13 protein-coding genes are annotated in these 12,750 nt (G+C 64.7%); 11 read left to right on the plus strand and 2 right to left on the minus strand.

Features of this window, described 5'->3' with window-relative positions; genetic code table 11:
* From HWX22_RS15595 to HWX22_RS15615, 5 genes are read left to right on the plus strand one after another with little or no spacing between them, the layout of a single operon-like run.
* The gene (locus HWX22_RS15595; protein ID WP_175908791.1) at positions 1-555 is read left to right on the plus strand and encodes a MauE/DoxX family redox-associated membrane protein; all 555 of its coding nucleotides are present in this window, start codon (positions 1-3) and stop codon (positions 553-555) included.
* Positions 552-1,187, plus strand: coding sequence for a methylamine dehydrogenase accessory protein MauD (gene mauD, locus HWX22_RS15600; protein ID WP_175908792.1), 636 nt, complete (start codon positions 552-554; stop codon positions 1,185-1,187). The genes HWX22_RS15595 and mauD overlap by 4 nt, the downstream gene beginning before the upstream one ends.
* 39 nt (positions 1,188-1,226) lie before the next feature.
* Positions 1,227-1,772, plus strand: a complete 546-nt coding sequence (locus tag HWX22_RS15605; RefSeq protein WP_059534225.1) for a methylamine dehydrogenase light chain — start codon at positions 1,227-1,229, stop codon at positions 1,770-1,772.
* On the plus strand, positions 1,769-2,269 hold the full coding sequence (locus tag HWX22_RS15610) for a cytochrome c (protein ID WP_175908793.1): 501 nt from the start codon (positions 1,769-1,771) through the stop codon (positions 2,267-2,269). The genes HWX22_RS15605 and HWX22_RS15610 overlap by 4 nt, the downstream gene beginning before the upstream one ends.
* A gap of 11 nt (positions 2,270-2,280) precedes the next feature.
* Entirely contained in the window at positions 2,281-2,790 is a 510-nt protein-coding gene (locus HWX22_RS15615) for a cytochrome c (protein ID WP_175908794.1), read from the plus strand.
* Between the two features lie 108 nt (positions 2,791-2,898).
* Here HWX22_RS15615 and HWX22_RS15620 read toward each other — a convergent pair whose 3' ends face one another.
* Complete coding sequence (locus HWX22_RS15620) at positions 2,899-3,663, minus strand: SDR family oxidoreductase (RefSeq protein WP_175908795.1); 765 nt, start codon at positions 3,661-3,663, stop codon at positions 2,899-2,901.
* Between the two features lie 142 nt (positions 3,664-3,805).
* Between HWX22_RS15620 and HWX22_RS15625 the strand changes: the two genes are divergently transcribed.
* The 3 genes from HWX22_RS15625 to HWX22_RS15635 all read left to right on the plus strand — a co-directional run bounded on the left by HWX22_RS15625 (position 3,806) and on the right by HWX22_RS15635 (position 6,739).
* A complete protein-coding gene (locus HWX22_RS15625) occupies positions 3,806-4,723 on the plus strand; it encodes a LysR family transcriptional regulator (RefSeq protein ID WP_175908796.1) in 918 nt (305 codons plus the stop codon).
* A gap of 172 nt (positions 4,724-4,895) precedes the next feature.
* Positions 4,896-6,023 carry an aminotransferase class V-fold PLP-dependent enzyme gene (locus HWX22_RS15630; RefSeq protein WP_175908797.1) on the plus strand — a complete coding sequence of 376 codons (1,128 nt, stop codon included), beginning with the start codon at positions 4,896-4,898 and terminating at the stop codon, positions 6,021-6,023.
* Positions 6,024-6,169: 146 nt separating this feature from the next.
* The gene (locus HWX22_RS15635) at positions 6,170-6,739 is read left to right on the plus strand and encodes a YdeI/OmpD-associated family protein (RefSeq protein WP_175908798.1); all 570 of its coding nucleotides are present in this window, start codon (positions 6,170-6,172) and stop codon (positions 6,737-6,739) included.
* Positions 6,740-7,002: 263 nt separating this feature from the next.
* Here HWX22_RS15635 and HWX22_RS15640 read toward each other — a convergent pair whose 3' ends face one another.
* Positions 7,003-9,303: an NADP-dependent malic enzyme gene (locus HWX22_RS15640; protein ID WP_175908799.1), complete on the minus strand. Its 2,301-nt coding sequence runs from the start codon at positions 9,301-9,303 to the stop codon at positions 7,003-7,005.
* A 135-nt stretch (positions 9,304-9,438) separates the two neighbouring features.
* On the opposite strand from HWX22_RS15640, the gene HWX22_RS15645 reads away from it, so the two are divergent.
* The 3 genes from HWX22_RS15645 to HWX22_RS15655 all read left to right on the plus strand — a co-directional run bounded on the left by HWX22_RS15645 (position 9,439) and on the right by HWX22_RS15655 (position 12,711).
* The gene (locus HWX22_RS15645; RefSeq protein ID WP_175908800.1) at positions 9,439-10,410 is read left to right on the plus strand and encodes a LysR substrate-binding domain-containing protein; all 972 of its coding nucleotides are present in this window, start codon (positions 9,439-9,441) and stop codon (positions 10,408-10,410) included.
* A 317-nt stretch (positions 10,411-10,727) separates the two neighbouring features.
* Positions 10,728-11,681 carry a choline ABC transporter substrate-binding protein gene (locus HWX22_RS15650; protein WP_175915957.1) on the plus strand — a complete coding sequence of 318 codons (954 nt, stop codon included), beginning with the start codon at positions 10,728-10,730 and terminating at the stop codon, positions 11,679-11,681.
* Positions 11,682-11,781: 100 nt separating this feature from the next.
* Positions 11,782-12,711: a 3-keto-5-aminohexanoate cleavage protein gene (locus tag HWX22_RS15655; protein WP_059534240.1), complete on the plus strand. Its 930-nt coding sequence runs from the start codon at positions 11,782-11,784 to the stop codon at positions 12,709-12,711.
* The last annotated feature ends 39 nt before the right edge of the window (positions 12,712-12,750 follow it).

A 12,750-nucleotide genomic window follows, 5' to 3' on the forward strand; every position in this document is an offset into this window, starting at 1 on the left:
ATGATGCTCGATCCCGTACTCGCCACCAGCGCACAGGCAGGCGCGGCCGTCGTCGTGCTGCTCGGCGCCTTCGCCAAGATGCGACGGCCTGCGACGTTCCGGCAGGCGCTCGCCGGCTATCGCCTGCTGCCCGACGCGCTCACCGCGCCCGTCGCATTCGCGATTCCGCTTGCGGAAGCCGTCTGCGCCACGGCGCTGCTGTTTCCGGATACGCGCATGACCGGCGCGCTCGGCTTGATCGCATTGCTGCTCGTATTCGCGGCCGGCATCGCGATCAACCTCGTGCGCGGCCATACCGATATCGACTGCGGCTGCTCCGGTTTCGCCGCCGCGCGCGCGGACGCGCCGCGCGGCATCGGCTGGCTGCATGTCGCGCGCGTGCTGCTGCTCATCGTGCTGACTGCGACCGCGTTCGTCGAACCGGGCAGCCGCGCGGTCGTGTGGTTCGACTACCTGACGCTGTTCTCTTCCGTGCTACTGATCGTCTGCGCGCTGCTCACCGTCGACGTGCTGCTCGCCAACGTACCACGCCTTTCCCACCTGAGGAATTCATGATGCAAACCGCTCTCACCGTTTCCACAGCCTTGCTGTGGGTCACCGTTCTCGCGCTCGGCGCAATCTGCCTCGCGCTCGTGCGCCAGATCGGCATCCTGTACGAACGCATCATGCCGGCCGGCGCATTGATGATCGACAAGGGGCCGGCGGTCGGCGCGATCGCGCCGACGTTCGAACTGACCGACATTCGCGGCTCGCAGGTGAAGGTCGGCGGTATTGATGCATCGGGCAAGGCGACGCTGCTGTTCTTCCTGTCGCCGACGTGCCCGGTCTGCAAGAAACTGCTGCCGCTGTTGCCGTCGTTGCAGGCGAGTGAATCGACGCCAGTGAACATCGTGCTCGCGAGCGACGGAGATCTCGACGAACACACGCGCTTCGCACAGAAGCACGACCTCGCACGTTTCCCGTACGTGCTGTCGCAGGAGCTGGGCCTTGCGTATCAGATCGGCAAGCTGCCGTACGCGGTGCTGCTCGACGACACCGGTGCCGTGCGCGCAAAGGGGCTCGTCAACACCCGCGAGCATCTCGAGAGCCTGTTCGAAGCGAAGGAGCGTGGCGTTGCATCGCTGCAGCAGTTCGTGCACGGCGATCACGACCATGGCGGTCACGAAGGGCACGCGCAGCACGCGTGACCGGCCGACCCTCTTTCAACGTCAACGGAGAACAACCACATGGGCCTGTTTGATTCATGGTTCGAGCGGTCGGCGCGCGGCGTCGCGCAGCATAGTTCGCGGCGTAGCGCGATGGCGAAGCTCGGCAAGGTGCTGGTCGGATCGGCGATGCTGCCGCTCTTGCCCGTCGATCGCACCGCGTATGCAGCTGATGCGGCGTCGGGCGCATCGGCGGCTTCGGGTGCTGCCGCGCCGGGTGCGAGCGACGATCCGATGAGCTGCGATTACTGGAAATACTGCGCGATCGACGGCTGGCTGTGCAGCTGCTGCGGCGGTACGTCGAGCAGTTGCCCGCCGGGCACGACGCCATCGCCGATCACGTGGATCGGTACGTGCCGCAACCCGCACGACGGGTCGGACTACATCGTGTCGTACAACGATTGCTGCGGCAAGACATCGTGCGGAAAGTGCTTCTGCAATCGCAACGAGCGCGAGAAGCCGCTGTACAAGCTGTCGCTGAACAACGACATCAACTGGTGCATGGCGAACGGAAATTCGAACTACCACTGTTCGGTTTCGGTCCTGCTAGGAGCGGCGAAGCAATGAAAACGAAGCATGGTGGAAAGTTCGTTGTCGCGTGTGTGGCGGCTGTCGCGGGTTTTGCGTTGCCGGGCTTCGCCGATGCGCAGCAGGCCGTTCACTACCCGGCCGGCAAGAGCCTGTTCGATGCGCAGTGCGCGGTGTGTCACCAGGCGGGCGGCAAGGGGCAGGACGGCCTCGCGCCGCCGCTGACCGAGTATCCGGGCAGGTATGCAACGGCCGACGCGGGCCGCGTGCAGCTCGTCGCGACGTTGCTGCACGGGATGTTCGGCGAGATCACGGTGCACGACAAGCGCTACAACTTCAAGATGCCGTCATTCGCGAGTGCGAGCGATGACGATATCGCGAACGTGCTGAACTATGTCGTGTTCGATCTCAACGACAAGCACGGCGACGCGAAGCCGTTCACGGCGGCCGACATTCGCGCGGCGCGCGCGAACGAGATGGACGGCACGGCCGTTCATGCGCAGCGTGCGGTCGTGACGAAGGGGCTGGGGCTTTGAATGCCGTGCGCATGGGCTTGCGTGGCGGCCGGCGCGCGGCGGCGTGCCCGAACGGTTCGTTCATGGCACGGTGCCTGTCTTCGATGCTGGTCACTGCCGCATTCGCGATTGCCGTACCCGCGCATGCCGACGGCGTGATCGACGCGACGCTCGCGCGACAGCACTGGGTGCTCAACTGCATGGGCTGCCACACGGCGACGGGCGGCGGCATTCCGGGCAAGGTGCCGCCGCTCGCGAATTCGCTCGGTTATTTCACACATCTACCGGCGGGACGCGAGTACGTGATGCGCGTGCCCGGCGCGTCGAATTCGGCGCTGTCGGACGAGGATCTCGCCGACGTGCTGAATTGGGTGCTCACGACGATGAACCGCGATGCGCTGCCGCACGACTTCAAGCCTTATACCGCCGCCGAAGTCGCCGCGCATCGGCGTCCGGCGTTTTCGGACGTCGCGACGGTACGCGCCGGGCTGGTCCGCGCACTGCATGAGCGCGGAATCGCGGGTGTGTCCGAGCGGTACTGATCGGCTTTGCCGATGGCGCTTGGGCGCAGGCATCGTCCGGTTGCCCCTGCTGCGGCGCGACTCGCGGGGGCGCTTCGTCGAGATGGCGGCGGTGCGCCTGCGCCACGCTCAGATCTGCTGCTGGCCGCCATCGACGAACAGCTCGATGCCGTTCACGAAGCTCGCGTCGTCCGACGCGAGGAACAGTGCGGCGCCCGCGATCTCTTCCGGCTCGCCCAGGCGCCCCATCGGAATCTGCGCGGCCAGGTAATCGGCGAGACCTTGCCGTTGCGCGGCGTCCTGGCCGGCGAGGTCGAGCAGGCCCGGCGTGCGGGTTGCGCCCGGGCTGATCGTGTTCACGCGGATGCGGCGCTCCTTCAGATCGAGAATCCAGCTGCGAGCAAACGCGCGCACCGCTGCCTTCGAAGCCGAATACACGCTGAATGCAGCGGTGCCCGCGCTGCCGGCCGTCGAGCCGGTGAGGATCACCGATGCGCCGTCGGCGAGCAGCGGCAACGCCTTTTGCACCGTGAACAGCACGCCTTTCACGTTGCGATTGAAGGTGTCGTCGAAGTGTTCTTCCGTGATGCTGCCGAACGGCAGCATCGAACCGCCGCCGGCGTTCGCGAACAGCACGTCGAGTCGCCCGTGTTCTTCGTTGATTTGCGCATAGAGCGCGTCGAGTTCGTCGAGCTTCGTGGAGTCGACGCGTACGCCCGTCGCGTTGCCGCGGCCTTCGCGGATCGCGTTGACCGCGGCATCGAGTTCGGCCTGCCGGCGGCCGGTCAGGTAGACGTGCGCGCCTTCCGCCGCGAAGCGCTGCGCGGTGGCGAGGCCGATGCCGCTGGTGCCGCCGGTGACGAGTGCGATCTTGTTGTCGAGCTTGCGTGCCATGGTGTTTCTCCTTTCGTTCAGTGAGTGGGTGACTGCGTTTCGGTGTTGCGTGCTGCGATGTAAGGAGAATATCGACGCGCCATTCGTTTCGAAATAGAATTGATCGCAAGTCAACGTTGCAGAAATGAAAAGATGAGGGGAAATGGCCAGGCTGCCTGACTTCGAAGGGCTCGCGATGTTCGCCAAGGTCGCCGAGGAAGGATCGTTCGCGGCGGCGGCGCGCGCGATGGGGGTATCCGTGGCGACCGTTTCGCGCGGCGTCGCCCGTCTGGAAGACCGTTTGGGCGGACGACTTTTCAACCGGACGTCCCGTCAACTGGCGCTCACCGAGTTCGGCCGGACGATCTGCGAAAAGGCCGGCGAGGTGTATCGCCATGCCGAAGAAGCGGAAAGTGCCGCGCGCGAGATGGCCGTGCAGCCGCGCGGGCTGGTGCGCCTCGCGGTGCCGATGTCGTTCGGGTTGCGCTGGGTCGCGCCGCTGCTGCCCGGTTTCTTTCGTGCATATCCGGACGTGTCGATCGACTTGCATCTGTCGGATGCGTCGGTCGACCTGATCGCCGACGGTTTCGATGCCGCATTGCGTATCGCCGCGCTGCCGGATTCGTCGCTGGTGGCCCGGCGGTTGTGTGCAGTGACGCAATACGTGGTGGCATCGCCTGAGTACTTGAAGCGCGAAGGACGGCCCGCGCATCCGCGCGAACTGACGGGGCGGCCATGTCTCTCGTACGCGTATCGGGCGCACAGCGATGTGTGGCGTTTCACGAACGACGCGGGTGACGAGGAGGCGGTCATGCCGAACGGTCCGCTGCGCGTGACGAATGCCGATGCGCTGTTGCCGACGTTGCTCGCCGGTCTCGCGATTGCGGAGCTGCCCGAGTTCATCGCCGGCGAATATCTGGCCGATGGCCGCCTCGAAGCGATCCTGACCGAGTGGTCGTTGACGAGAGGCGGCCTCTACTTCGTCACGCCGTCCGCGCGCGCACGGCCCGCGAAGGTCGCCGCGCTGTCCGACTACTTCGCCGAACATCTGTCGGATCCGTCCTGGCGATGGCCGAAGTGATCGATTGCCGCAGTGCGCCATGCGGCACACCAAAATCCCCTGACGTCAGACGGCTTTCGCTAGAATCGATCATCGTTCAGGTACAAGCGCAGAAATGCATCGGTGCGGCGGTATCCACTACGCGAATGCCGCTCGCGCTCATCCCATGGTTCATCCTTTACCGGAGGCGAACGTGCCAGGCTTACTTCCCGATGTCGACCGCGACGGGCTTCTCGAATATTCGGTGGTGTACACCGACCGGTCGATCAATCACATGTCGCAGCGCTTTCAGGGCGTCATGCGCGATATTTCCGCGGCGCTGAAGAAGGTCTACAACGCGAAGGCGGTGGCGATCGTTCCGGGCAGCGGGACGTTCGGCATGGAAGCCGTTGCGCGCCAGTTCGCGACGGACAAGAAGTGTCTGGTCATCCGCAACGGCTGGTTCAGCTTCCGCTGGTCGCAGATTTTCGACATGGGCCGCATTCCGTCCGAGTCGATCGTGTTGAAGGCGCGTCCGATCGAGCCGGGCAGGCAGGCGGCGTTCGCGCCGGCTCCGATCGAGGAGGTCGTCGCCGCGATTCGCGAACACAAGCCGGATCTGGTCTTTGCTCCGCATGTCGAAACCGCCTCCGGGATGATGTTGCCCGACGCGTATCTGCGCGCGGTGGCCGACGCCGTGCACGCGGTCGGCGGCATGTTCGTGCTCGATTGCATTGCGTCCGGGACGATCTGGGTCGACATGGAGGCGAGCGGCGTCGACGTGCTGATCAGTGCGCCGCAGAAGGGTTGGAGCGCGTCGCCAGGCTGTGCGCTGGTGATGATGAGTCCGCTTGCGCGCGAGCGAATCGATGCGACGACCAGCACCAGTTTTGCATGCGATCTGCGCAAGTGGCTGCAGATCATGGAAGCGTACGAGAACGGCGGGTTCGCGTACCACGCGACGATGCCGACGGACAGCCTCGCGACGCTGCGCGACGTGATCAAGGAAACGGAAGCGTACGGCTTCGACAAGGTGAGGGCGGAACAGCTCGAGCTCGGCACGCGGATTCGTGCGTTGCTGGCGGAGAAAGGGTTCCGGAGCGTGGCGGCGGAAGGCTTCGAGGCGCCGGGCGTCGTCGTGAGCTACACGGACGATGACGACATCCGGTCCGGCAAGAAATTCGTCGACGTCGGCATGCAGATCGCGGCCGGCGTGCCGTTGCAATGCGATGAGCCGGCGGATTTCAAGACGTTCCGGATCGGCTTGTTCGGGCTCGACAAGCTGCATGATGTCGATGCGGCGGTCGGGCGATTTGCTGACGCGTTGGAACGCGTTCTGTAGCGCGCGTTTTCGATCGGCCGAGGTCGGAAGCCGCCAAATCCGGCGATGACTTCCGACCCAAACAAGCCAGACGTTGCCGTTCGTGTAAGCACTGTTGGACTGCGGACGGATTCCCATGCCCGTACTCGACCATTTTGGACAGTGACATGACCGAATGCGCTCTGACATTTGCCAGTCAAACCGAATGGGAAAGCTGGTTGGCGCAAAACGGCGGCACTTCGAGCGGAGTATGGCTGCGTCTGGCGAAAAAAGGTGCCACGCAGCGAACCGTCACCTACGACCAAGCGTTGGAAAGCGCGCTCTGTCATGGCTGGATCGACGGCCAAAAACGGGCTGAGAGCGAGACGTACTGGTTACAACGCTTCACGCCGCGCTCCGAAAAAAGCATCTGGTCCAAACTCAACAAGGACCGGGCCGAAGCGCTGATCGCCGCAGGCAGGATGCGCGCGTCCGGCATGCGCGAGATCGAGAAGGCGCGGCGGGACGGCCGCTGGAAGGCTGCTTATACGTCGGCCAGCAACTCGACCGTGCCGGACGACCTGCAGGTGGCGTTGGACGCAAATTCGAAAGCCAAGGCGTTCTTTGCAACGCTGAATAGCCGCAACCGCTACGCCATCCTGTACCGGATACAGAATGCGAAAAAGCCGGAAACACGGGCGCGTAAAATCGCGGAATTCGTCGACATGCTGAACCGCGGTGAAACCTTCCATCCGTGAATCTTGTGCTTCTGATGGAGATCTTGCAAAACGCGGGCATCGAATCCGTGATGGCCGTTTCGTTCCGGCAGCCGTCATGCGCGGGAAAGGTTGTGTCCGCAACAAATGTCGAAAGTTGTGTCTGCTCGCGTGCGCTTCATTCGGCGATTCGTTGATCGTCCGAAGAATCTCGTCGGCCAGCGCGATGTCCGCACCGGTTGCAATGCAGACCTCAATCCGCCGACCGACGGGGTCGGCCGTAGCCGACCCCGCGTCAACCGCAATTACACGGCCGCGTTGCGATTCGCCTCGATCACCGTCAACGCCGTCATGTTCACGATCCGTCGCACGGTCGCACTGGACGTGAGGATGTTCACCGGCCCGTTGACGCCCAGCAGGAACGGCCCGACCGCAACGTTACTGCCGGCCTCGGTCTTGAGCAGGTTATAGGCGATATTCCCTGCATCGACGTTCGGACACACGAGCAGGTTCGCCGCACCCTTCAGCGGCGACATCGGCAGCAGCCGCGCACGCAGCGCCTCGTCGAGCGCGCAGTCGCCGTGCATCTCGCCATCCGCCTCGATATCCGGCGCATGCGCGCGAATGATTTCCAGCGCCCGGCGCATCTTCACGCCCGAAGCCGCGCTCCCCGACCCGAAGTTCGACCGCGACAGCAGCGCAACCTTCGGCGAGAGATTCAGCCACTCCATCTGCCGCGCGGCCGCGATCGTGAATTCCGCGATCTGCTCCGCATCCGGGTTGTCGTTGACGTGCGTATCGACCAGCGCGACCGTCCGCTGATTCAGCAGCAGGATGTTCATCGCGGCATAGGTCGACGCATCGGGCTTCCTGCCGATCACTTCGTCCACGAATCGCAGGTGATTGTGGTACTCGCCGACCGTCCCGCAGATCATCCCGTCCGCATCGCCGAGCCGCACCATCATCGCGCCGATCAGCGTCAGGCGGCGCCGCATTTCGACGCGCGCCATTTCCTTCGAGATGCCGTCGCGGCAGCGCAATTCCCAATACGTCGTCCAGTATTGCGGGAAACGCTCGTCATATTCCGGATTGGTCACTTCGACATCCTGACCGAGACGCAGGCGCAGGCCGAACCGCTCGATACGCGCGAGCAGCACCTCCGGGCGCCCGACCAGGATCGGACGCGCGAGCTTCTCGTCGACGATGACCTGCACCGCGCGCAGCACGCGCTCGTCCTCGCCCTCGGTGAACACGATGCGTGCCTTGCCGCCGTCACGCACGAGCTGACGCGCGGTCGCGAACAGCGGCTTCATGAACGCGCCCGAGTGGTAGACGAACTGCTGCAGCTGCTCGACGTACGCGTCGAGATCCGCGAGCGGGCGCGTCGCCACGCCGCCTTCGATCGCGGCCTTGGCCACGGCCGGCGCGATGCGAACGATCAGGCGCGGATCGAACGGCTTCGGAATCAGGTATTGCGGACCGAAGGACACTTCATCGCCGCCATAGGCCGCCGCGACGATGTCGTTCTGCTCTTCCTGCGCGAGGCCGGCAATCGCGTGAACCGCGGCGATTTCCATTTCGCGGGTGATCGTCGTTGCGCCCACATCCAGTGCGCCGCGGAAAATGTACGGGAAGCAGAGAACGTTGTTGACCTGGTTCGGGAAATCCGAGCGGCCCGTCGCGATCACGACGTCGTCGCGCGTCGCATGCGCGAGTTCCGGGAAGATTTCCGGCGTCGGATTGGCGAGCGCGAGAATCAGCGGGCGCGCGGCCATCGCCTTCAGCATCTCCGGCTTCAGAATGCCGCCGACCGACAGCCCAAGGAATACGTCGGCGTCGCCGATCACTTCGGACAGCGTGCGCGCGTCGGTTTCCTGCGCGAAGCGTTCCTTGGCGGGATCCATCAGCGTGGTGCGGCCGCGGTAGACGACGCCTTCGATATCCGTCGCCCAGATGTTCGCGACCGGCAGCCCGAGGTCGACGAGCAGGTCCAGGCAGGCCAGCGCCGCGGCACCGGCGCCCGACGTCACGACCTTCACCTCGGAAATCGACTTCCCGACCACCTTCAGCCCGTTGATGAATGCGGCGGCCACGGTAATGGCGGTGCCGTGCTGGTCGTCGTGGAAGACCGGAATCTTCATGCGCTCGCGCAGCTTGCGCTCGACGGTGAAGCACTCCGGCGCCTTGATGTCCTCGAGATTGATGCCGCCGAAGGTGGGCTCGAGGCCGGCGATGATGTCGACGAGCTTGTCCGGATCGGTCTCGTTGATCTCGATGTCGAACACGTCGATCCCCGCGAACTTCTTGAACAGCACGGCCTTGCCTTCCATGACCGGCTTCGACGCGAGCGCGCCGATGTTGCCCAGACCCAGCACGGCGGTGCCGTTGGTGATGACGCCCACCAGATTCCCGCGACTCGTGAAGCGATGCGCGTTCAGCGGCTCGGCGGCGATCGACTCGCACACGCTGGCGACGCCCGGCGTGTAGGCGAGCGCGAGATCGCGCTGCGTCACGAGCGGCTTGCTGGCGACGACGGAGATCTTCCCCGGGGTCGGAAACTCGTGATAGTCGTACGCGGCCTGCTGCTGAGTCTCTGTCTGTTTCATGTTTTTGGGTCCGGGCGTGCGCGCCAGGCCAGTCCCGACGCGATCCATGAGGTGATTCTAGGGATCAGCCATAAGGAGATGATTCTGTTTTAATATCGGTCCATCACTTTTTCATGATGGTATGGCGGTTCGGCAATGACATTCGACGCGAACGACGTGGTCCGGCGGCTCGGTGCGCGCCTGAAGATGCGGCACCTGATGCTGTTGCTGCAGATCCAGCAGCACGGGTCGCTGACGCGCGTCGCGGAGCACATGGCCAGCAGCCAGCCTGCCGTGACGAACGCGCTGTCCGAGCTGGAAAGCATGTTCGGCACGCCACTGTTCGAGCGCTCGTCGCGCGGGATGCGGCCGACCGCGCTCGGCTCGGTCGTTCTCGAGCGCGCCAAGGCGATGCTGAAGGACCTCGACCATCTCGCTCGCGAGATGGAGGCGGTCGCCGCCGGCCACGCGGCCCACCTGCATATCGGCGTGATTCCGTTTATTTCGGGCCAGATGCTGTCGGCGGCGCTCAAGCGGCTGCAATCCCGGATGGAGCGCCGCCTGACCGTGACGATTCATGAAGGCACCAGCGACCAGTTGCTGCTTCAGCTCAAGGACCACAGCGTCGATCTCGTGATCGGGCGGGCGTCGTCGGCGGTCGATCTGGGGCAGGTTTCCTTCGAAGTTCTGTACCAGCAGCAGCCGCGGATGATCGCGAGCCGGCGCCTCGCCGCGAAACTGGCGCGCATGAAGCTCGACTGGGAGAAGCTGCGCGAACTGGACTGGATTCTCGGCGCGCCGCATACGCCGATGCGTGAGCAGGTGACGGACCTGTTCCTGTCGGCCGGCATCGCGCCGCCCGTGCCGATCGTCGAAAGCTACTCGTCGAAGCTGATCGGCGAAATGATCGCGTCGAGCGACGACGCCGTATCGATCGTGCCGGCCGATATCGCCGAAGAAATGGTGCGCATCGCCGGCGTGGCGATCGTGCCTTACTCGCTGGTCTGGACGCTGCCGCCCATCGCGCTGTTTACGCGCGCCGCCGATTCGCATGCGCCGACGCGGGATCTGCTGGTCCAGGCGCTGCGCGAGATCTGTAGGGAAACCTACGTCGAGGTACCGCGATAACGTGTTGGGCGCCGGCCCGCACCGGGCCGGCCGGAATCGACATCACGCGCGTTCCGGAGCCACCGCCGAAGCACGCTCCATCGGTATCCATCACGCCGCATCCGGACAACCCACGCTTCGCCGAAATTCGCCTCAAACCCCCGCCGTACAAGCCATTGCACGCGCATAGTGGTTTCCACTCATAGTCGCAAATAGTCAAGAAAAGGTCGCCGCCGGTCGTCTTTCGACCAATATGGCTCGTTACTTTTACTCCCACGATGCAGGCCGGGACGCACTCCGCGAACCCGTCGGACATCGGTCCAATCGGGAGAGAAACCATGAAGTCGACAAAGATCGCCGCGTTCGTCGCGGCCGTGCTGGCGACCGGCGCATTCGCGACCGCGGCGCACGCCGAAACGGAAGCAGCGACCTGCCGCAACGTACGCTTCGCGGACATCGGCTGGACCGACATCACGTCCACCACGGCGCTCGCGTCGACGGTGTTCGAAGGGCTCGGCTACAAGCCGACGACGACGATCGCATCGGTGCCGATCTCGTTCGCCGGCCTGAAGAGCAAGCAGCTCGACATCTCGCTCGGCTATTGGTGGCCGGTGCAGCAAAAGCAGCTCCAGCCGTTCCTCGACAGCAAGTCGATCAACGTGGTCGAGCCGCCGAATTTGTCGGGCGCGAAGGCGACGCTCGCGGTGCCGAGCTATGAATACCAGGCCGGCCTGAAGACCTTCGAGGACATCGCGAAACACCGCGCGGAACTCGACGGCAAGATCTACGGGATCGAGCCGGGCAGCAGCGCGAACGCGACGATCCAGAAGATGATCGACACGAACCAGTACGGTCTGGGCGGCTTCAAGCTGGTCGAATCGAGCGAAGCGGGGATGCTCGTGACGGTCGAGCGCGCGATCCGCGAGAAGAAGTGGGTCGTGTTCCTTGGCTGGGAACCGCATCCGATGAACATCCAGATCAGCATGAACTACCTGTCCGGCGGCGATGCGAGTTTCGGCCCGAACTACGGCGAAGCGCGCGTGTACACGCTGACGGCGCCCGACTTCATCGCGCGCTGCCCGAACGCGGGCAAGCTCGTCGAGAACCTGCGCTTCACGACGCAGCTCGAGAACCAGCTGATGCAGTCGGTGATGAACAAGACGAAACCGGCCGACGCCGCAAAAGCATACCTGAAGAAGAATCCGCAGGTGCTCGATGCCTGGCTCGCCGGCGTCAAGACGTTCGACGGCAAGGACGGCCTGCCTGCCGTGAAGGCGTATCTCGGCCTGTAACGGCCCGTGCGCGCCGCAAGCGGGCGGCGCGCAGCGACAAATAATCTGCAGTACGACGGAAAACGAGCGACACGAACAGCATCAAGCGAGGGCATTCAGCATGAACCACGAAGTCATCATCACCTGCGCGGTCACCGGCGCGGGCGACACGGTCGGCAAGCATCCGGCGATTCCGGTCACGCCGAAGGAAATCGCGGCCGCCGCGATCGAAGCGGCGAAGGCCGGCGCGACGGTTGCGCACTGCCACGTGCGCGACCCGCAGACGGGCCGCGGCAGCCGCGACCCGAACCTGTACCGCGAAGTGGTCGACCGGATCCGCTCGGCGGACGTCGACGTGATCATCAACCTGACGGCCGGCATGGGCGGCGATCTGGAGATCGGCCCGGGCGAGGACCCGATGCGCTTCGGCAAGGGCACCGATCTCGTCGGCGGCCTCACGCGCCTCGCGCACGTCGAGGAACTGCTGCCGGAAATCTGCACGCTCGACTGCGGCACGCTGAATTTCGGCGACGGCGACTACATCTACGTATCGACGCCCGCGCAACTGCGCGCCGGCGCGAAACGCATCCAGGAACTCGGCGTGAAGCCGGAACTGGAAATCTTCGATACGGGCCATCTGTGGTTCGCGAAGCAGTTGCTGAAGGAAGGGCTGCTCGACGATCCGCCGCTGTTCCAGCTGTGTCTCGGCATTCCGTGGGGCGCGCCGGCCGACACCGGCACGATGAAGGCGATGGTCGACAACCTGCCGCCGGGCGCGCACTGGGCTGGCTTCGGGATCGGCCGCATGCAGATGCCGATGGTCGCGCAGGCGATGCTGCTCGGCGGTCACGTGCGCGTCGGCCTCGAAGACAACATCTGGCTCGATCGCGGCGTGCATGCGACCAACGGCACGCTCGTCGAGCGTGCGCGGGAAATCGTCGAACGCCTCGGCGGCCGCGTGCTGACGCCGGCCGAAGGGCGTCGCAAGCTCGGCCTGCCGGCGCGCGGCGAGCGTCCGCTCGAACGCCGCGCGGTGACCGAGTTCGCGTGAGTTTGCAAGGCTGATTCCGATTCAATGCGGCGGCGCGCA

The organism is Burkholderia sp. BCC1638 (genome assembly GCF_902833195.1).
GTDB lineage: Bacteria > Pseudomonadota > Gammaproteobacteria > Burkholderiales > Burkholderiaceae > Burkholderia > Burkholderia diffusa.